A 20,627-nucleotide genomic window follows, 5' to 3' on the forward strand; every position below is an offset into this window, starting at 1 on the left:
ATGCGTCCACGCCCTTATCCGACGATCGCACCCGCGTCTGTGCTGTGCGTCGCGCTGCTGGCGGCGACCGGTCCGGCCGTCGCGCAGCCCGAACGCACCCACGCCGGCGGCGCGGCCTGCGAGGCCGCCGCGACCTTCGCCTGGCCCCAGGCCGAACCCCGGCGGGCGACCGACCTGGAGCGAATGGGGCGCTACGTGCTGGCGAGCGGCCCGGGCATGGCGGTGTACGACGCCAGCGACCCGGCGCGGCCCGAGCTGATCGCCACCTTCGAGCCCGAGGGCATGCCCACGGTCGATCGCATCGAGGTCGTTGGCGGCGTGGCCTGGCTGGCCGACGACACAACGTTGGTGGCCGTCGACGCCACCGACCCCTCGTCCATGCGCGAGCTCCACCGCTTCGAGCCCGGCTGGACCATCACCGGGCTGGCCTCGGGCCGGGGCGTGGAGGGCGGGGGCATCCTCGCGGTGACGATGCTCGACTCGCTGCTGCACCTGTACGACGTGGGCGACCCGACCAACCCCATCGAGGGCGTCAGCTCGGGCATCGGCGGCGGCTCGCTGCACTTCGCGTTCATGGGCAGCGTGCTCGTGGGCGTCAACCGCGATGGCCTGACCACGCGGTGGGTGCCCGACGCCAACACCTACCGGCGGCTGGGGCACGTCCGCCTGCCCGACAACGCCATGGGGCTCTCGGTGGCCGGCACGACCGCATTGGTGCCCTGCCGGAACGTCGGCCTGGTGGCCTTCGACCTGCGCGACCCGGCCAACCCGCGCGAAGCCGGCCGCCGCGCCGACCTGGTGCCACAGGCGGTGGCCAGCCTGGGCTCGCTCGCGGTCGTCGCCGCGTTCGACGCCGACGAGGCCGTCATCGGCCGGCCCAACACCATCGTGCGCGTGCTGGATGCGCGCGATCCGGACGATCTGACTGACGTGCGGGCCTACATCACCGGCTTCGCGTCCGACGCGGTCTTGCTCGGCCGCCACGCCGTGCTGGCAGGCGACCGGTCGCTGCTGGCCGTCGACCTGGCGCGCCCCGTCGTCGATTCGCGGCTCGGGCTCGTGCGGATCGAGCCGCGGCCGGCGGTGCTTGCGGCGCACGAATCGCACGCGTACGCCGCGCGCAACGCCGTCCTGACCGTGCTGGACGTCACCGACCCGACCGACCCGCGGGCCATCGCCACGCGCCAGGCCGGCGCTCGGATCACGGGCTTGTGGCGCGAGGACGATCTGCTCGTGCTGGCGACCGAGGAGGGCGTGGAATCGTGGTCGCTCGCCGAGCCGGCGGCGCCCGCGTTCGTTTCCGGGCAAGCGCTGCCCTGGCCCGTGCTGGACGCCTCGATCGATGGCGCGGTGCTGGCCATCGCGGTGCCGTGCCCCCAGGGCTTGATCCTGCTGGACATCGCCGACCCGGCCAGTCCCCGCGTGCTCGGGCCGGCCGCGTTCGCCCGCTGCCCATTCCGGCTGGACGCAGAGGGTTCGCTGATCGCATCGGCCGAGCGCGAGGGATCGACGGTGGCGTTCACCGACGTGTCGGATGCCATCCGACCGCGCGAACTGGGCGAGTACGACGCCGGCGCGGTGGTGCGCGACGTGCTGCTGGCCGATGGACTGGCGTACGTGCTGGCCGGCGGGCGTGTACGCGTCTTGGACGTCACCGATCCGGCGCACCCGGTCCTCCTGGGCCAGGGCGAGGGCGCCCTGGACGAACCGGGCATGCTCGTGCTGCGAGACGAGGTGCTGGTGATCGAGACGGCCGACCGAGTCCGGCTGGTCGACGTGGGCGAGCCCGCCCGACCGCTGGAACTGGGCAGCCTCTACCAGACCGACGTGCGCGCCGTGGCCTTCACGGCCGACGAGTTGCTCGTCGCCGCCGGGCGCAGCGCCGGCTTCGTGCGTGTGCATGGTCTTTCGGCGTGCCGGCCGTGCCCGGGAGACCTCGATGGCGATGGCGCCGCGACGGTGCTGGACTACCTCGAGTTCACCAACCGCTTCCTCGCCGGCGATCCCGGGGCCGACTACGACGCGGATGGCGTGCTGACGGTCGTCGACTTTCTCGCCTTCGAGCGGGCCTTCGCCGCCGGCTGCGACTAGGGCGCCGGCTCGGACGAGAGCACCCGCCCCGCCCAGGCCGCCAGCACGCCGGCGACCATCTCGGCATCGGCCTTGTCCGTCAGCAGGTGGTCGGCCTGATCCAGGCTCACGAAGCTCTTGGGATGCCTGGCCCAGCCGTAGATGGTGGCGGCGTTGTCGATGCCCACGATGCGGTCGACCGGCGAGTGGAAGATCATCAGGGCGCGTCGCAGGTTCGCGATCGTGCGCTCTGGGTCCTGACGCTGCAGGTCGTCGACCAGTGCCGCGCCCACGCGGAACGGGCGGCCGCCGATGCTGACCTCGGCCGAGCCATCGCGGCGGATCTCGTCGAGCCCGGCGCTGAACAGGTGGGTGACGTGCTCGGGGTCGGCCGGGGCGCCGATCGTCGCCACGGCCCGCACGCTCGAGATCGCTTCACCGCCCGCACCGGCCAGTGCAAGCACCGCGGCGCCGCCAAGGCTGTGGCCGATGAGCAGGCCCGGCGGCCGCCGATTGTCGCCCAGCCACGCGCAGGCGGCTCGCAGATCGGCGATGTTGCCCGTGAACGTGGACTCGGCGAACGCCCCCTCGCTCTGGCCGAGCCCGGTGAAATCGACCCGCAGCACGCCGATGCCGCGGTCGGCCAGCGCCCTGGACACCCGCGATGCGGCGATCGAGTCTTTTGAGCACGTGAAGCAGTGGGCAAAGAGCGCGTAGGCGGACGCATCGGCCTCGGGCTCGTCGAGCCTGGCCGCCAGCGCGTGGCCGCCGGGACATTCGATCGTGTGGCTGGTGGTGGGCATGTAGCTTCCTCCAACAATCCGGACTGGAACAACGCGGGGCCGGCCCAACCGGGCTCAGCGGGGCGTTGTTCCCCCGCCGCCGGGAGCCGCTGGCGACCGACCCATCATCGCCGCGTAGCCCACGCCCGCGCCCAGCAGGATGAGCCCAACCACCGCCGAGCCGATGATGCGCGTCAGGCCGTCGAGGGCGGCCATGTCCAGCAGCACGGCCTTCGAAGCCGTCACGCCCAGCAGCGCGAGCCCCGCCCAGCGCACGCCGGCGGCGCCGAGGCGCACGCCCAGGGCGATCGTGGCCACGGCGTAGAGCGCCCACCAGACGCTGAGCGCCGCGTCCGGCGCGGCCTCGCCGGCAACGCCCATCCATTGAACCGCCCGGTAGGCCTCCGACGAGCTCATCGCCAGCCCCAGCACGCCCGCGGCCACGAACACCGCCAGGCGCAGGGCCGCGCGCACCTCGGCCTGGTTCCAGGGCACGCCCTCGACCACGGCCGCGCGCTTCAACCGCCAGCCGACCGCCAGCATGCTCGCGATGATGAGCAACGACGTGAGGATCGCCCGGTGCAGCAACGGCGCCGCGTCGATGGCTTCCCAGTCCGTCACCGCGCGCTGGCCGATCCACAAGGCGCCCATCGCGAGCGTTGCGCCCGCGGCCAGCGTCGGCAGCAACCAGCCCCGCAGCGCGCGAACATCCGCCGCGACCAGCACGCTCAGGGCCACCAGCAGCAGCGTCCAGCAGAGCATGAGCGTGGCCATCGGCGTCCCGTCGCCCACGAACATCGCCGCGAACGCCAGCACCGCCACGCCTGCGCCGGCCATCCTCGCCAGCGGCGCGAGCCGTGGAAGCGCGCTGGCGACGACCCACATCACCGCGACCACCAGCAGCGCCCAGGACGCGTCGGTCCACGAGAGCGCCACGTTCGCGGGCAATCGCCGGGCGCCGTGCAGGGCGATCGCGGCGGCAATGCCAGTCGTCACTGTGCCAACGCCAAGCAGGACGAGCGACGCCAACCGCAGGTCGGCGCGCCCGATGGCCACCGCCAAGTACGCCGCCCCCACCGCCAGCACGGCCCACGCAGCGCCCAGCGGCAGCCCCTCGCTGCCCGGCCCGATGAACGCGAGCGCGACCGTGGCTAGGGCTATAACCGCCGTCGCGTGCCGATACGGCGAGCGGCGCAGCATCACCGCCGCGGCCGTGACGGTGCCCGCCACGATCGCCATCTGGGCCGACCACGAGCCGAAGCGAAGCCCCATCGCCCCGATGGTTTCGAGCGCGCCGTCGGCGTGCAGGTACACGGCGTTGCCCAGGTCGAACGTCACCAGCCGGGCGAAGCCGAAGCCCATGAACAGCAGCCCCAGCACGCTAGCCGCGTGGAAGCGCATGCATACGCCGAAGGCGATCGCCGCCAGGCCGACCAGGGCCCAGGTGATGACCTCGGCCGCCCCGCCCAACCCCACCGCGATCGTGAGCGCGAGCAGGCCCGCCGCGTCGATCGCCAGCGCCGTTGCGAGCGCCGAGCGGGCCGAGGGCACGCGGGCCCACAACCGCCGGCCCTCGGGCGCGACCACGAACGCGACGATGAGCGAGGCCGCCATCATCGCCGCCGGCACGATCCACTCGCGCCCGGGCGCGTGCTCGAAGACGGCGTAGCCCATGAGCAGCACCGCCCACACGGTCACACCAAACACCGAGTTGATCCATCGCGCCTCGGGCGTCCACAGCGTGCGCAGATCGAGCTCGATGGCCGCACCCGGCTCGCGCTGCACCAGGCCGGCGGTGGATTCCTCGGGCCACGCCACGCTGGGCCGCAGCCGCGCGAAGAACCGTGCCGAGGCGACCAGCTCGGCGATCGTCATCGCCCACACGAGGGCCGCGAACACCAGCGGCGACCACAGGCTGTCGTCGATGATCGCCACGCCCCAGAGCGTGCCCAGCGTGGCCGTGCCCCACCAGGCCAGCCGGCGGATGACGGCGAATCCGCTGCCCTTCCAGCCCGCCAGCGTCAGGCCCATCGCCAGCAATGCCAGCAGGTACGCCGGCAGCGCCACGAACGAGGGGGAATCCGTTCGCACCACCAGCGGCACCACGAACGCGCCGACCAACGACAGCCCGGCCAGCAAGACACGGTTCGAGAGCGCCCCCAGCAGCACGCCGGCGAGCGAGGTCAGCGCGAGCAACCCGAAGGCCACCGGCATCGGCATCAGCTCGTAGATCCGCGCCGCGGCCAGGATCGAGCCGAACACGATCGCCAGCCCCGCCGCACTCACGCCGCTGGAGGCCAGGTCGTTGATCCTGCGGCGGAAGAACTCGCCCACGACGACCAGCGCGATGCCGAACGCCGCGCCGAGCGAGCACCGCACCCAGCCGGGCACCTGGTCGACCCAGCCTCGGTCCCAGGCTTCCTTCAAGAAGAAGCCGGCGGCGATGACCAGCACGAGCACGCCGGCCAGCACGATGCCCTTGGCCCCCACCAGCCACTCGAGCTCGGAGAGGTTCCACGTGCGCCGCGGTCGCGTTGGCGGCGCTCCGGGCTCGGGTTCTTCTGCGGGCACGGGCGGTGCGGCCGCCGCCGGGGGCGCATCGTCGCGCGCGGCGGCCGCGGCCATCTTCTTCTCGCGGAGCTCCTCGAAGAGCGGCCTGGCCCTGGGCGCTTCCGGTTCGGGCTGCTGGGGCTCGGGCTCGGCCGGGGCCGTTGCCTCCGCGGCGAGCTTCGCCTCCAGCGCGTCGAGTCGCTGCTGCATCGCCCGGAGCTGCGCGCGCAGGTCCGCCAGTTCCCGCTGCGCATCGTCGTGTGGCGGTTCCCCCATCGACTGTTAGTCTACACTTTACTTGTTCGGGGGTCCATCGCCCGTGAATTCGCCATCGTCCCGGGCCGTTGCCGTCGGCGGCGGGCCAAGAATCGCCCCCATGCCCAAAGACGCCCCCCTGCTGCTCGATGCGTCCGCCCTTTCGATCGACGACGTCGTCGCAGTCGCCCGCCGGAAGCGCCCCGTCGCGGTCGACCCGGCCGTCAACCAGCGGCTCGAGTCCATGCGCTCGAAGCTCGAGGCATTGACCACCGACGGCAACGCCTACTACGGCATCAACACCGGCTTCGGCTCGCTGGCCCGCACCCGCATCAACTCCGAGAAGCTCCGCGAGCTCCAGGCCAACCTCATCCGCAGCCACGCGGCGGGCGTGGGCGAGCCGCTCGCCGAAGAAACCGTTCGGGCCATGATGCTGCTGCTCGCGGCGTCCCTTGCGCGCGGCCATTCCGGCGTGCGCCCGATCGTGGTCGACACGATCCTCGCCTGGCTGAACGCCGGGCTCACGCCGGTCGTCCCGTCGCTGGGCTCGGTTGGCGCTTCGGGCGACCTGGCGCCCCTGGCCCACGCGGTGCTCTCGATGATGGGCGAGGCGCCGACCATCGACGGCCGCACGCCCAAGGACGCCGGCATCGAACCGATCACCCTCGAAGCGAAAGAAGGCCTGGCCCTCATCAACGGCACGCACCTGATGGCCGCGCGGGGCGCGTTGCTCGTGCACGATTTCGATCGCCTGATGACCAGCGCCCTGGTCGCCAACGCCATCTCGATCGACGCCTTCCGGGCGAGCGCGTCCTATCTCGATCCCCGCGTGCACGCGGCCCGCAACCAGCCCGCCACGGCGGATGTCGCCGCGAAGCTATTAAGACTCCTCCAACCCAGCGCCATCTGGAAGAGCCACCAGACCGACGACCCGAGGGTGCAGGATCCGTATTCGTTCCGCTGCTCGCCGTACGTGCTGGGCGCGGCCGTCGATGCCGCATCCCACGTGCGCGTTGCCATCGAGCAAGAGCTTGGCGCCGTCACCGACAACCCGCTGCTCTTCGAGAAGGCCGACCCCCTGGGCATCGACGAGGACACGCTCGACGTCGTGAGCGCCGGGAACTTCCACGGCATGCCCATCGCCATCGCGCTCGACACGCTTGCGATCTCCATCGCCCACGTCGCGGGCATCAGCGAGCGGCGTGTGTTCGCCATCCTGGCGGCCAGCGATCCCGAGACGCACCTGCTGCCCTACCTCTCCCACGGTCCCGGCCTGCATAGCGGACTCATGATCGCCCAGTACACGTCGGCCGCATTGGTCAACGAGATCGCCGGATTGGCCAGCCCGGCCAGCGTCATCAATCTCCCCACGAGCGCCGGCATCGAGGACTACAACAGCTTCGGGCCGCGCGGTGCCGCCAAGGCCGCCAGGGCCCTCGAACTGGCCGAGAATGTCGTCGCCATCGAGATCATCTGCGCCGCCGAGGGCGTGGAGTTCCACCGGCCGCTCACGAGCGGTCCGGCCGTGGAAGAGGCCATGAAGCGGATCCGGACCGTCGTGCCCTCGTTCTCGGCCGATCGCAGCCCCGCCCCGGCGATCGAGTCGGTTTCGGCGATGATCAGGAGCGACGCCTTCGCCGACATCTTCGACTTCGCGGCCACCGGGAACACGGGCGAATAATCCACCATGACCACCACGACCCCAACGACCATCCGCGCCCCGCGTGGTTCGACCATGTCCTGCAAGACCTGGCAGGCCGAGGCCGCCATGCGGATGCTCATGAACAACCTCGACCCCGAGGTCGCCGAGCGGCCCGAGGATCTCGTTGTGTATGGCGGCCGGGGACGGGCGGCGCGAGACTGGGCGAGCTACGAGGCCATCATCGCCACGCTCAAGAGATTGGAAGCCGACGAGACTCTGTTGGTCCAATCCGGCAAGCCCGTGGGCGTCGTCCGCACGCACGAAGACGCCCCGCGCGTCCTCATCGCCAACAGCAACCTCGTGCCCCACTGGGCCACGCAGGACCACTTCGACGAGCTCGAGAAGGCCGGGCTCATGATGTTCGGCCAGATGACCGCGGGCTCGTGGATCTACATCGGCACGCAGGGGATCCTGCAAGGAACCTACGAGACCTTCGCCCAGTGCGCGAGGGACCACTTTGGCGGAAGCCTGAAAGGGAAGCTCTGCATCACCGCCGGCTGCGGGGGGATGGGGGGCGCCCAGCCGCTGGCGGTCACGCTCTGCGGCGGCGTCTGCCTCATCGCCGACGTGGACCCGTCTCGCCTCAGGAAGCGCGAGCACGACCAGTACCTCGACGAGATCGTCGACGGGCTCGACGCCGCCATCGACCGGGCCCTCGAATGCACCAAGGCCGGCGAGGCGCGCAGCATCGGCGTGGTGTGCAACGCCATCGAGCTGCTGGAACGTTTGATCGAGCGCAATGAGAAGGTCGACGCCCTGACCGACCAGACCAGCGCGCACGATCCGCTCGAGGGCTACACGCCCATCGAGTACACGTTCGAGGAGGCCAAGCGGGTGCGACAGGATGACCCGGACGCCTACCAGCAGCTCAGCCTCCAATCCATGGCCCGCCACGTCCGCGCCATGCTCGAGCTCCAGAGCCGCGGCGCCATCACCTTCGACTACGGCAACAACCTCCGCCAGCGCGCCAAGGACACCGGCGTGGCCAACGCCTTCGATTTTCCCGGCTTCGTCCCCGCCTTCATCCGCCCGCAGTTCTGCCTGGGCCGCGGGCCCTTCCGCTGGGTGGCGCTGTCGGGAGATCCGCGGGACATCTACGTCACCGACAAGGCGATCCTGGACGCCTTCCCCCGCGAGGAGAACGAGTACAACGCGCGATTGCACGACTGGGTCCTGGGATGTCATAAGAACCCCGCCGCGCTCGAATCCGGCGACTTGGACAACTGCGCCCCACGCTTCGGCTTCCAGGGCCTGCCCGCGCGCATCTGCTGGCTGGGCCTGGGCGAGCGCGACAAGGCGGGCCTGATCTTCAACGACCTGGTCAAGACCGGCAAAGTCTCCGCTCCCATCGTGATCGGCCGAGACCACCTGGACTGCGGCAGCGTCGCGAGCCCCAACCGCGAGACGGAGGCCATGAAGGACGGGACGGATGCGGTGAGTGACTGGGCCATCCTCAACTTCGCCGTCGCCACGGCGGGCGGGGCGAGCTGGACGAGCTTCCACCATGGCGGCGGCGTGGGCATCGGCTTTTCGCAGCACGCCGGCCAGGTCATCGTGGCGGACGGCACGGCCAAGGCCGCCGAGCGTCTGAAGCGCGTGCTCACCAACGACCCCATGATGGGCGTGTTCCGGCATGCCGACGCGGGCTACGAGGACGCGAAGAAGTGCGCTTCGGACCTGAACGTTGACATCCCGATGGCCGAGTAGCCGGGATTGGTCCGCACGCCCACCGTCACGCGTCCGTAACACCAGCGCCCATGCGCGAAGATCCAGAACTCCACGCCGGGCGTCGCCGTACCGATGCCCGGCGTCGCGATGCGCGGCGCCGATTCCTTCCTGCGCACGCCGGGGCCCGCCATGCACGCCGCCGCGATCGTCCTCACCGTTCTGGCCGCCCTCGTTGCCGACCCCACGCAGCGCTTCGGCCTCTCCCATCGCGCCTACGAGGAGCCGCCCACGCTGGAATGGCGGACGGCGAACGCGAATCTCGTCGTGACGGCCCGCATCGCGGGCGTCCGGGCGTCCAGCGCCGACGACCAGCCCCACACCGTCGCGCTCACGCTCGAAACACTCGAGGCCATCAAGGGCGATCCGCCCGCCACGCTCGAAGTCCGGCTGGCCGACGAGTCCCCGCGCGCGACGCTGGCCGAGGGGCTGGCCGGGCGCATGGACGCCGGCGACGTGGATTTGTGGTTCCTTTCGTGGAATGACGGCGCCGACATCGCCGAACCCATCGAGGGCGGCGTGGTTGCGTCCTTCGTGTTCCTGACGAACCCGCCCGAGGTTGGCACGCCGGAATCCTGGCTCACCTGGCCCCCGCCGCCGGCGCTCACGAAGGACGGCGCGCGATACGACGGGAGCGCCGCCATCCTCGACGCGGCGCGCCGGATCGCGGCGATGGATCTGGCCATCGGGGACGTCGAGCCACCGGTCCCCTGGGAACGCATCGAGGCCGCCGAGTGGTGGGACTGGGACTTCGTAAAGAACTACCGCAACTCGGCGTTCCGCGCTTCGCTCATCGAGCCCTGGCTCGAGCCGCTCGCGCTGGCCATGGTGCACGAGCCGGCGCGCTTCCTGCCGCCGGCCGAGGGGATCGTCACCGACGAGCAGCGCGCCGCCCGGATGCGCGAGGAAACCGCCGTCCGGGCCGAGGGCGTCCGCCTGCTGGGCATGAGCTTCCCGCTCGCGGACCACGAGGAACTGTTTTACGAGCTGCGATACGACACGGGCGAGGTCTTCCGGGCCGATCCGCGGCTGGCCGAGCCGGCGTACCGGTTCAAGGCCGTGGGCGCCCACGCGGAACGCGCCCTCGACCAGCTCATGTACGCCAGGCCCATCACCCCGCGCCGCTGGCCGATGCACCTGTTCAGCCCGCGCCCCGATGCCGCCGCCATCGCGAAGGTGCACGGCCCGGCGATGGAAGGCCTCGCCGTGGCCGAGATGGAGATCGAACTCAGCGGCGACCAGAACCCCGAGTACCTGCAACTGTGGGTTCCCGCCGCCGGGGCGGGCGCGCGATACCTGGACCTTGAGCGCCTGCGGACCGAGGGCGCCCACGCGGCGGCCATGGCCTTCTTCCGCCACGAGGACGGCGCATACCGGCACACCTTCCACCGCGTCGCCGGCCCCGGGGGTTTCAGCATCACCCTGCACGAGCACGACGGCCGGCCGATGCTGCTGATCCGCGAGGGCGATTCCCGGGACACGCGCATGGCGTACGGCTGGTGGCCCAGCGAAAATGGCGATGGCGCGTGGGCGTGGTCCGCCCGGGCGGGCAGCTGGGACTACGAGACCGCCACGTTCACGCCCACGGGCGCGGTGGCGTCCATCACGGGCGCACCGCCGGCCTGATCCCCCGCCTACGCCCGCCCCGCCCGCACGAAGGCGACGACCCCGGCCACCAGGACCGCCGCGATCGGGACGCCGCCCAGGATGGCCAGGCCCACGAGCGTCGCGTAGGGGCCGGTGTGCCCCATCGCAACCACCAGCACGTGCGACGCGGCCCCGGTCAGGAAGAGCGTCAGCAGCAGGATCACCGTCCACGTGGTCAGCGCTCGCCACCGGGCCCGGCGGATCGAACGCCCGGCGTGGCCCGTCCGGCGCCCCGTCGTGGCGGCGCCCGGGAAGGGGATCGGCGCGTCCGGATCCGCGCCCGGCGATGCCATCCGCCCTGCAGGCGCTTCCTCGCGCCACGCCGCGCGGTCGCGCCCGAAGGCCCAGGTCATCTCGCAGGAAGGGCAGGTGGTCCGCCCGCTGATCTCTGCGGGAACTTCGGTGAGGTCCTGTCCGCACTGCGGGCAGATGGGCCTGGCTCCGGGCGTGGAACGTGCCTGCCGCGGCCGCATGAGGACGACCAGCCCGAGGACGCAGCAGCCACCGACGACCAGCGACCCCACCCGCACCACCACGGCGCTCCCCGGCAGGGCGGGCGCGAAGGCCCCGGCGACCAGGGCCAGGAGCATGCCAGCGGCGAGCCCCGCCGCGAGCACGTGGCGCGCAAGTTCGGCTCCAGGGCGCGATGCTCGGCCGGGCATGGCGGGGTTCTAGGCCCCCGAACACCCGGTGGAGCCCGCCGAAGGCTCGCCGCACGCAGGAATCCGCCTGGAATCGGCGTTTTCTCATTCCACGGTGGCTCGGGCGGGGTCCATCACCGCTCCCCGAGCGCGCAGCGCAGGGTCTGCGTTGCGCGCTCGGGAAGCCATGATGCGCTGCCGGGGGGCGGAACACCCGTTCACGGCCCCCGGGGCGCGCAGCGCAGGCTCTGCGTTGCGCGCCACGGGGGCCGAGGAGCGATCCCAGGGAGCACAAGACCGGTCTTGGAGAGCCCAGGAGCGGTCCTGGGGAGCCAGAGCGCGCAGCGCAGGGCGTGCGCTGCGCGCCGGAGCCGGCTGGATCGGGGCCCGGCCGGGCCATGCCCCCACCTCGCCGGGCCGGGCGGGTATGGCCGGTGGGCACGCCCGAATGGCGGCGAGGACTCAGCCGGCGATGACCGCCGCACTGGCGTCGTAGCCCAGCTTGACCTTCGCCGGGGCCGCCCCGTGCTCGTCGAAGAGGGCCAGCTCGTTGTGCTTGCCCGCCTTGAGCCAGCTGGCCGGGACATAGAGCGTGGTCTGGTTGCCGGTGGCCTTCCTGTCGGCCGTGGCGACGAAGTAGCGGCCCAGGTGCTGGCCGTTCACGTACGCCTGGCCCTTGGTCATGCCGCTCAGGTCGACGAACAGCGGCAGGCCGGGATCGGTCCACTCGAAGCCGGTCTTCCACCAGGCCGGGCAGGATGGCTTGCCGGCGGTCTTGAGGCTGGCTTTGGGCACGGGCTCGTAGGCGCTGGGGGCGGGCTTCTCCCACTTGGCGAAGGCCCAGTCGGCCTTGGCCGTGACTTCGTTCGTGCCCTCGTCGATGCGCAGGGCGGCCTTGATGGTGGCCAGCATCGCCTCGCCCTCGTCCATCGTCTGGGGGCCGACCACCCCGTCGTCGTGCAGGGCGAGGTGCAGCACGTTGGCGCCGCGCTTGATCTCCTCGGGCTCGAGCTTCAGCCCGGTGAAGCCGGCGTCGTCGAAGCACGCCAGGGGCTCGTCGTTGAGCAGGAAGAGCCCGCGGCCCAGCCCGCCGGCGATCGAGAGGAACAGCGGGCTCTTGCGCCGGTGGGTGAAGTTCCACACGAAGCGGAAGGGGGCCGTGTGGTCGTTCTGGTGGACGTTCCACATGGGGCTGCGGAAGCCCAGCAGATCGGTCGGGGCGTGCTGCTCGACGATCGGGCCCTCCATCTCCAGCGGCTCGAGCTCGAACGCGTGGCCGAAGACGCCCTTGCGCTCGCCGAAGAGGATGCCCGCGGCCGCCCGGCCCAGGTTCTCGGCCAGGACGACCATGGAGGTGTCGGTCTTGGGCAGCTTGGCGTCGACGGTCTCGGCAGCACCGGGCCCGAAACCCGCGACGCCGAGGGTCTGGCCCTCGAGATACACGTGCAGGCGGTCGGCCGCCTCGGGGAAGGCGAGCTTCACCTTCTCGCCGCTCAGCTTTCCGGTGATGCGGTACCAGCCGTAGCCCGAGGGGGCGCCTAGGGTCGCAAGGTCGGCCGGGCCGTCGATGCTGGCGTACTTGGCGCTCTCGCCGGTGCAGTACTCCTCGGTATCGGCGGTCGACCAGTCCAGCGCGATGCGCTTGGGCGCCTTCTTGCCGCCCGCGGCGGGGGCCTCGTGGTCGTGGGTCTTGATCGTGCCGTCGGCCTCGACGCTCATGTAGTTCTTCGAGCCCGGCAGGGCGATGGGCGTGCCGTCGGCGGCGACGCCCGCCACGCCCACGTAGGCCTTGCCGTCGTGCACGAAGCACTCGTCGACCTGCTGCTCGTTGCACACGATGACCAGCACGCCCTCGTGCTCGAGGGCCTGGGGGCTCTTGCCGCGCGGCACGGTCACGTGCAGGGGCGAGCCGTTGATGCACACGATGCCCTCGGTGGCCGCCGGGCCGAAGGCGACCATCATCGAGCCCGAACTGGTCAGCACGCTGAGGTTGGTGTAGTCCAGCGTGTGCTTGCTGGTCAGCTTGATGTCGTGCAGGAGCCAGGCCACGCCCTGCTCGCCCAGATGCACCGGCAGCGTGGTGCCGTCGGCCAGCAGCAGGGTGCACGAAGCGCGGGCCTTGCCGCCCGCGGCCAGATCGAAGACCAGGGCCACGCCGCCCTGGGAGCCGTTGAGCTGGACGATGGACACCTGGCCCTTGGCGTCACGCGGCGGCTCGCCGGGGTGGACCACCATCGGGCGCAGCTCGGGGTTGAGGTGCGCAAGCACGCGGGCGAAGCTGCTGGCGAACATGCACGCGCGGCGCACGACGAGCATCGCCGGCGTCGCGCGGCCGGCCGCGTCGACCAGCCCGCCGCGATCGGTGGCCGCGTACGACCACGAGCGGTTGGCCAGCCGCCCGCCCGAGAAGCCCTGGTGGTTGCCCGGCGCAAAGCGCGCCAGGGTGAACTGCCCGGCCCCGGCGAGGATCTCGACGATGCGCCGCAGGAGGGCTCCGCCGTCGACCGGCTCGGCCTTCTCGCCCCACGTGGGTGGATCGCCCACGGCAAGGTCGAGCACGACGCGCGGTCGATCGGGCCGCACCTCGGCCAGCTGGCGCAGCGAGGCCAGCAGGTCGTCGCTGCCCACCCAGCAGTCGATCTCGGCTTCCTCGCCCGCCCACAGGTTGTTCGAATTGATGACCGGCACGCTCAGCCCCGCCTCGCGGATGTAGCGGTAGAGTTCACCGAGGTACTTGGGGCCAAGCTCGTTGTCGCCGCACGTCCACTGGTGCTCGTTCTGGACGAGCAGGATGGGCCCGCCCTTGCCCGCCGCGTTGATCTGGAGGTCGCGGACCTGGTCGGCCACGGCGCTGATGTACCGGCTGCACGCTTCCAGGAACGGCCCGCTGTCGGCCCGCAGCTCGTGGGCGGGAAGCTGCGTGAGCCACGTCGGCAGCCCGCCGAAGTCGTGGTCCTCGCCCAAGACCGGACCAAGACGCAGGATGACGTAGAGCCCCGACTCGTGGGCGAGTTCGACGAAGGCGCGCAGGTCCGCGTCGCCTGCGAAATCAAACTGCCCGGGCAGCGGCTCGTGCCGAGCCCATTCCAGGGGAACCATGACCGTATTGAGGCCCGACAGCCGGGCTGCATGCAGTCGATCGGCCCACTCGGCCCGGGGCGTGTGCGCGTACGAGACCGTGCCGCCCACGATCCAGATCCGGCGTCCATCGAGCATGAAGCTGCGGCTATCAAAGGTAACAGTCGGCATGTATCTGGCTCCCCGGGCGGCGCCCCTCGACGATGCGCGGTTCGGCATTCCCAATCACTTGCCAAACAAACACCGCCGGATGTGATGAACCTCGATATTAGACACCAAGTTCGCGAATGGCCAGCCCAGCCCGCGCATCAACGCCTGCGCCCCGCAGCGCCATGCCGCCTTCCACACCGCCTGCAACCAAGGCCAAGCCGGGCCGTACCATCGCCGCACATGCCCCAGAACCATCGCTCCACAATCCGCGTGCTCGCCCTCCCCGCCGCCGCCGTGCTGGTCCTGCTTTCGGGCTGCGGCGGCATGGACCGGATCGACCGGCGCATCGATACGCTCGTGCTCGATCGCTCATCGCTCGTGGGCGCTCAGTCCGCGCCGGTGCAGCGCGAGTTTCCCGACGCTCAGGCGAGCGAACAGAACCGCCAGGCCCAACTCGACAAGACGCCCGACACGCGCAACCCCGACGTGCAGGACCTCTTCTACGTTCAGGCCGAGGCCGCCCGCCTCGAGGCCGCCTCGGTCGAAGAACGCCTCAACGCGTACTACACCGACGCTTCCGACGCACTCGACGTGGCCGTGGGCGTGACGTACGGGGGTGAAGAAGGCGCAGAGGCGCCGCCAATTCCCGATGACGTGATGGTGCTTGACCTGGCCGGCGTGCTCTCGCAGAGCCAGCAGACCGGCAGGGAGTTTCTCGACGCGCAGGAAGACTACATCCTCTCGGCCATTGCGCTGCTGCGCGAGCGACACCTCTGGGGGCCGCGCTTCTTCAACGACACCACGCTCCAGGTCGCCGGCCAGGGCGACGACGGCGCCTTCGACAGCGCCGCCACGCTCATCAATGAACTCCGGCTCACGCAACGCCTGCCCTACGGCGGCGACGTTGCCGCCCGCTGGATCGTCAACGCTACCGAGCAGCTCCGTTCGAGCGCTACCGAAGACTACCGCCAGTCGTCACAACTCGTGCTCGAAGGAAACATCCCGCTGCTCCGCGGCGCGGGCTACGTCGCACGGGAGGACCTGATCCAGGCCGAGCGAGACCTGGTCTACGCCGCCCGCGAATTCGAGCGCTTCCGCCGGGACTACGTGGTCGATATCGCCAGCCAGTACTTCAACCTGCTCCAGACCGCCGCGAGCATTCGCAACCAGCAGGAACAGCTGCGCAACCTCCGCCAGACGCTCGAGCGCCAGCGCGCCAGACAGGAAGCCGGCGAGATCGCTCTCTTCGAACTGTCCATTACCGAAAGCAGCGTGTTGAGCGCCAACAACCGTCTTCAAGGCGCCTTCGAGAGCTACATCGTCGCCCTGGACAGCTTCAAGATCCGTCTGGGCCTGGACCCTACCACGCCCGTAGCGCTGGCGCCGCTCACGCTCGAACTGAGCGACCCGGTCGCCACGCCGACAGAGGCCGCCCAACTGGCCCTGCTCTACCGCCTCGATCTCCAGACCACGCGCGATCGCGTGCTCGACGCCCGCCGCGCGGTCTCCAACAGCCGAAATAATCTGCTGCCCGACCTGGACGCCTTCGCCGAAGTCGGCCTGCCCACCGACCCAGACGAGCGGGAAGGCGGCCTTGCATTTGATCCCGATTCCATGCGGTATCTCGCCGGCATGCGGTTCAGCCTGCCGCTGGATCGAGAGATCGAGCGATTGGGCCTGCGTTCCAGCCAGATCGCTCTGGAGCGATCCGTGCGGAACTTCGAACGAGCCCGCGATCAGGTGGTCGTCGACGCCCGAAGCCGGCTGCGGAGCATCGAAGTTGCCCGCTTCCAGTTCATCCTCGCCGAGCGGCAGGTCCAGATCAACGAGCAGCGACTCGAAGAGCAGCAGATCCGCGAGGACGAAATCACGCCCCAGGAACTGGTCGATACGCTCAGCGAACTGCTCGACGCGCGAAACGCCCGTGATGCCGCCCTGACCGACCTTCGGGTCGCGATCCTCAGATACCTCCGAGACACCGGGCAGCTCCGCGTTGGTCGAGACGGGGAAATCCTGCCCCTGCCCGGGATGGGCCGCATCATCGAACCCACCGAGGCGGGGGACCCAACCGGCGACGGCTAAACTCCTGCAAGCGGCGCCAGTCACTGCCGCAGGAGACCGGCCATGGGCGAATCCACCCGTTCCAGCGACATGCTCCGAGATGGCGGCGTCGTAATCGTCGGCGGGGGGCTCGCCGGGCTTTCCTCTGCCGTCGAACTGGCCGGCAAGGGCATCCCGGTCACGATCATCGAAGCCAACAACCACCTGGGCGGCAAGATGAACCTGCTCGAAGAGGGCGGCTTTACCTTCGACATGGGCCCCACCATCATCACGATGCCACAGGTGCTCAAGGGCATCATCTCGCGCACGGGCCGGCGGCCATCGGACTACATCGATCTGATCGATCTCGACCCGCAGTGGCGGTGCTTCTTCGATGATGGCACGCGCATCGACCTCCGACGCGACCCGCACCAGTGGGCCCGCGAAATGGACGAGCAGTTCCCCGATGCCAAGCCCGGCGATGGCTTCCTCAAGTTCTACGACTTCAGCCGACGCATGTACCGCCTCAGCGAGAAGGTCTTCTTCTACAAGGATCTGGGCGGCATCGGCGACATGATCAGGAAGCCGCCAACCGAACCCGGCGTGGCCAAGGACGCCATGGCCATGCGCCTGCACTCGACCGTCGGCGCCACGATCGAGAAGATGATCCCAGAGCCGCACGTCCGTCAGGTGTGCGAGCACTTCCTGCAGTACGTTGGCTCGAGCCCGTTCATGGCTCCCGCGGTGCTCAGCCTCATCGCCTCGGCGCAGCTCGACCACGGCTGCTGGTACCCCATGGGCGGCACCCGCATGGTCGCACGCTCGCTCGATCGCATCGCCGACGAACTGGGCGTCCAGCGCGTTACCGGCCACCGCGTCGCGAGGATCCTGACCAACGGCCAGCACGCCACCGGCGTCCAACTCGACGACGGGCGCGAGATCACAGCCTCGGCCGTCATCTCAAACTGCGACGTCCAGCGCACCTACGGCGATCTGCTCAAGGGCGCCGACGGAGCCGCGCTCGAGCGACGCCGCATCGCCGGCAGCTACAAGCCCGCATGCAGCGGCCTGGTGCTCTACCTGGGCCTGCGCAAGCAATACGAGCACTTGGCCCACCACAACTTCCTGTTTTCGCGCCACAGCCACCAGGAGTTCGACGACATCTATCGCAAGGGCATCCCCGCCCGCGATCCGACGCTCTACATCGCTGCACCCTCTCGCACCGACCCCGACCAGGCGCCCGAAGGCGGCGAAGCGCTCTACATCCTCATCCACACCGCCGCACTGACCGACGAACACCAGTGGCTCGAACGTGGCGGGAAGCCCGGCAAGACCCTGCTCGACTACCGCCCGATCGTCATCGACAAGCTGAAGCGTCATGGCATGGAAGACATCGAAGAACACATCGCCGTCGAGCGATACCTCACGCCGCCGCAGATCGATCACATGTACAACGCCACGGGTGGCGCCATCTACGGGCTGGCATCCCACGGACGGCTCAAGGGCGGCTTCAAGCCCCGGAATCGATCCAGGGTGCTCGACAACCTTTACCTCGCAGGAGGCAGCGTCAATCCCGGGCCGGGGGTGCCCATGGTGCTCATGAGCGGCGTGACCGCGGCATGGTCCCTGTGCGAAGACTACGGCGTCGAACTCGACGAGCCACAAGCCGAGCAACTCGCTGCAGCGAGTGCGTAGTGCAGCCGTGAGCACGCCATCGGCCATCCTGCCGCACGATCGCCGAGAGTGGTTCTGCCGCCTGTTCCGCTGGTATGGACGTCGCCTGGTCCGCAAGTCGTTCAACGCGATGCGCCTCGCCCACGGAAGCGATCAAGTCCTGGACGATCTCGATGGCCACGCCGGCCCCACCATGCTCCTGCTCAACCACCAGAGTTGGTGGGATCCAATCCTCACCACGGCGCTGGCCGACCGATTCGCGCCCCAGCGGCAGATCTTCGCGCCCATGGACCGGACTATGGTCGAGCAGTTCGCCTTCATGCGAAAGCTCGGCATGTTCGGCGTCGATCTCGATGATCCATCGGCGTTCAAGGCGATGGTCCAGTACGCCGCCCGCCTTACCGAAACCAGCGAACGCCCAAGCTTCTGGATCACGCCGCAGGGCCAATTCGCAGACGTCCGCGCCCCGCTGCAACTTCGCCCCGGCGCGGCGGCAATCGCCTCCCGACTTGATTCGATCGACAGGTCGCCACGCGTGGCGTGCCTGGCCATCGAGTTGGCGTTCTGGGAAGATCGCAAGCCGGAAGTTCTCCTCCTCGCGCGTCACTGCGAACCTCCTGCCCGGTCCACGACCAGCCTCTGGCAGCGACAGATCACCGACGCTCTGGGCAAGGCCATGTGTAACCTTTCCGAACTCGTCATTGCACGTGACGCCAATGCCTTCGACACTATCCTCGGTCGGGGCTCTTCCGGCGTGAATCCCATCTACGACACCGTCCTAAGACTGACCGGCCGCGAGCCCAACATCGCCTCCAGAAAACCTCAGACGGAGCCTTCTTCGTGATCCTGACCATCGCGCTGGCGCTCGCGCTGCTGATCTCGATGGGGGCTCTAAGCATGACCGTTATCAATCTGCGCCTTTATCGCCGGCCCGACCAGAGCCAGCGCGTTTCGGAGGCGCGAGTGAGCGTCTGCATCCCCGCACGCAACGAAGCCGATAACATCGAACCGTGCGTGCGATCACTACTGGCGTCCACCCACGCGAACATCGAGGTTCTCGTCTACGACGACCAGAGCACGGACGCGACGCCCGACATCCTCGACCGCCTCGCCGCCGAGGACCAGCGCATCCGTCCCCTGAAAGCACTGCCCTTGCCGGACGGCTGGAATGGCAAACAGCACGCCTGCTGGCGCTGCGCCAAGGAAGCGACGGGCAACTACTTCCTGTTTACCGATGCCGACGTTCGCTTCAACCCGGGGGCGATCGAACAAGCCATGTCGGCATGGCAGCAACTGGACGACCGGGACACGCCGCTGGGCCTCATCTCGACCTTCCCGAAGCAGATCGTTCGATCACCTGCCGAGATCCTCCTCGTGCCCATGATCTTCTTCATCCTGTTCAGCTATCTTCCCATGTCTCGGATGCGGTCGACCATGGATCCATCCGCTTCAGCAGCGTGTGGTCAATTCATCCTGGTCAGCAGGGATTGCTACGAGGCCTTCGGCGGCCACAGCGCGTTCGCGGACACGATGCACGATGGCGTCAAGATGCCCCGTGAAGCCCGAGCGTCTGGTTATCGGACGGATCTCTTCGATGGGACACACCTCGCCGCCGTTCGCATGTACCACGACCTGGCCACCACCTGGAAGGGTTTTGCCAAGAACGCCTTCGAGGGTTTGGGCTCCCTCGGCCTGCTGTGCTTCCTGACCATTATGCACCTGATCGGGCACGTCCTGCCCTACGTGGCCTTCATCACTCTGCTAGCCCTCGGGAGGCTGGGCTCGGTAGCGGGCGTATTGGTGCTGCTGGCCATCTCGTGCCATCTCGCCCAGCGTCTGCTGCTGGCAAGTCGCTTCCGCCTGCCCACCCTGACCGCACCCTTGCACCCCATCGGCGTACTGGGCATGACGCTCGTCCAATGGGACAGCTTTCGACTGCAGCGGATCGGCCGCCGCTCCTGGCGCGGCCGAACGGCCCCGGGCGCTTCCTGACGCGGATCTCCTCAGCCACAAGACCCCAAACGGCCGATGCTTGGGCTGGCCCGAAACACCCAACCCGCCCTGCATCCGTCGGTACAATGACGATCAGATGACGCCGGATCCACTCCCAAAACGCGGACGTCCCCATTCGCTTGCCGAGGCGTTTCGCCTCACCCACGAGCGATGGCTCAACCGTGCCGTGAAGCACCCCCGCCGATATCCGACGATCCCGTCGATCAGGGTGGATTCGGGCGGATTCGATAGACTGACCGATACCCCCCTGGGGCGCTCGTGGGCGGACCAATGGTGGCACGACACGTTCCGCTCTATGGA

Annotated in this window: 12 protein-coding genes; 8 read left to right on the forward strand and 4 right to left on the reverse strand. The window is 69.6% G+C overall.

The genetic code is table 11. The features are described 5' to 3' along the window. Entirely contained in the window at positions 1-2,091 is a 2,091-nt protein-coding gene (locus tag RIE32_14400) for a GC-type dockerin domain-anchored protein (protein ID MEQ9097442.1), read from the forward strand. Here the strand turns inward: RIE32_14400 and RIE32_14405 are convergent. Next, positions 2,088-2,873 carry an alpha/beta fold hydrolase gene (locus RIE32_14405; protein ID MEQ9097443.1) on the reverse strand — a complete coding sequence of 262 codons (786 nt, stop codon included), beginning with the start codon at positions 2,871-2,873 and terminating at the stop codon, positions 2,088-2,090. The two genes, RIE32_14400 and RIE32_14405, sit on opposite strands and share 4 nt — an antisense overlap. 54 nt (positions 2,874-2,927) lie before the next feature. Further along, positions 2,928-5,678 (reverse strand): DUF2339 domain-containing protein, encoded by a 2,751-nt coding sequence (locus tag RIE32_14410; protein ID MEQ9097444.1) that lies wholly within the window; start codon positions 5,676-5,678, stop codon positions 2,928-2,930. A gap of 100 nt (positions 5,679-5,778) precedes the next feature. Between RIE32_14410 and RIE32_14415 the strand changes: the two genes are divergently transcribed. The 3 genes from RIE32_14415 to RIE32_14425 all read left to right on the forward strand — a co-directional run bounded on the left by RIE32_14415 (position 5,779) and on the right by RIE32_14425 (position 10,710). After that, on the forward strand, positions 5,779-7,338 hold the full coding sequence (locus tag RIE32_14415) for a histidine ammonia-lyase (protein ID MEQ9097445.1): 1,560 nt from the start codon (positions 5,779-5,781) through the stop codon (positions 7,336-7,338). A 6-nt stretch (positions 7,339-7,344) separates the two neighbouring features. After that, positions 7,345-9,066 (forward strand): urocanate hydratase, encoded by a 1,722-nt coding sequence (gene hutU / locus RIE32_14420; GenBank protein ID MEQ9097446.1) that lies wholly within the window; start codon positions 7,345-7,347, stop codon positions 9,064-9,066. A 150-nt stretch (positions 9,067-9,216) separates the two neighbouring features. Continuing rightward, entirely contained in the window at positions 9,217-10,710 is a 1,494-nt protein-coding gene (locus RIE32_14425) for a hypothetical protein (GenBank protein ID MEQ9097447.1), read from the forward strand. Between the two features lie 8 nt (positions 10,711-10,718). On the opposite strand, the gene RIE32_14430 is transcribed toward RIE32_14425, so the two are convergent. Next, positions 10,719-11,393 carry a hypothetical protein gene (locus RIE32_14430; protein MEQ9097448.1) on the reverse strand — a complete coding sequence of 225 codons (675 nt, stop codon included), beginning with the start codon at positions 11,391-11,393 and terminating at the stop codon, positions 10,719-10,721. A gap of 441 nt (positions 11,394-11,834) precedes the next feature. Beyond that, positions 11,835-14,621: a beta-galactosidase gene (locus RIE32_14435; protein ID MEQ9097449.1), complete on the reverse strand. Its 2,787-nt coding sequence runs from the start codon at positions 14,619-14,621 to the stop codon at positions 11,835-11,837. A gap of 219 nt (positions 14,622-14,840) precedes the next feature. Here RIE32_14435 and RIE32_14440 point away from each other — a divergent pair, with 219 nt between their 5' ends. From RIE32_14440 to RIE32_14455, 4 genes are read left to right on the forward strand one after another with little or no spacing between them, the layout of a single operon-like run. Continuing rightward, entirely contained in the window at positions 14,841-16,682 is a 1,842-nt protein-coding gene (locus RIE32_14440; GenBank protein MEQ9097450.1) for a TolC family protein, read from the forward strand. 42 nt (positions 16,683-16,724) lie between these two features. Beyond that, positions 16,725-18,335 carry a phytoene desaturase family protein gene (crtI, locus tag RIE32_14445; protein ID MEQ9097451.1) on the forward strand — a complete coding sequence of 537 codons (1,611 nt, stop codon included), beginning with the start codon at positions 16,725-16,727 and terminating at the stop codon, positions 18,333-18,335. 7 nt (positions 18,336-18,342) lie between these two features. After that, entirely contained in the window at positions 18,343-19,158 is an 816-nt protein-coding gene (locus RIE32_14450; protein ID MEQ9097452.1) for a lysophospholipid acyltransferase family protein, read from the forward strand. Next, positions 19,155-20,306, forward strand: a complete 1,152-nt coding sequence (locus RIE32_14455) for a glycosyltransferase family 2 protein (GenBank protein MEQ9097453.1) — start codon at positions 19,155-19,157, stop codon at positions 20,304-20,306. Before RIE32_14450 ends, RIE32_14455 begins: the two co-directional genes overlap by 4 nt. Positions 20,307-20,627: the final 321 nt, after the last annotated feature.

The organism is Phycisphaerales bacterium (assembly GCA_040221175.1).
Lineage (GTDB): Bacteria > Planctomycetota > Phycisphaerae > Phycisphaerales > UBA1924 > JAHCJI01.

Excerpts from the sequence above, each read along its gene's own strand:
- RIE32_14425 (MEQ9097447.1), top strand. The coding sequence starts at position 9,217 with ATGCACGCCGCCGCGATCGTCCTCACCGTTCTGGCCGCCCTCGTTGCC.
- RIE32_14435 (MEQ9097449.1), bottom strand. The coding sequence starts at position 14,621 with ATGCCGACTGTTACCTTTGATAGCCGCAGCTTCATGCTCGATGGACGC.
- RIE32_14440 (MEQ9097450.1), top strand. The coding sequence starts at position 14,841 with ATGCCCCAGAACCATCGCTCCACAATCCGCGTGCTCGCCCTCCCCGCC.
- RIE32_14405 (MEQ9097443.1), bottom strand. The coding sequence starts at position 2,873 with ATGCCCACCACCAGCCACACGATCGAATGTCCCGGCGGCCACGCGCTG.
- RIE32_14430 (MEQ9097448.1), bottom strand. The coding sequence starts at position 11,393 with ATGCCCGGCCGAGCATCGCGCCCTGGAGCCGAACTTGCGCGCCACGTG.
- crtI (MEQ9097451.1), top strand. The coding sequence starts at position 16,725 with ATGGGCGAATCCACCCGTTCCAGCGACATGCTCCGAGATGGCGGCGTC.
- RIE32_14415 (MEQ9097445.1), top strand. The coding sequence starts at position 5,779 with ATGCCCAAAGACGCCCCCCTGCTGCTCGATGCGTCCGCCCTTTCGATC.
- RIE32_14410 (MEQ9097444.1), bottom strand. The coding sequence starts at position 5,678 with ATGGGGGAACCGCCACACGACGATGCGCAGCGGGAACTGGCGGACCTG.
- RIE32_14400 (MEQ9097442.1), top strand. The coding sequence starts at position 1 with ATGCGTCCACGCCCTTATCCGACGATCGCACCCGCGTCTGTGCTGTGC.
- hutU (MEQ9097446.1), top strand. The coding sequence starts at position 7,345 with ATGACCACCACGACCCCAACGACCATCCGCGCCCCGCGTGGTTCGACC.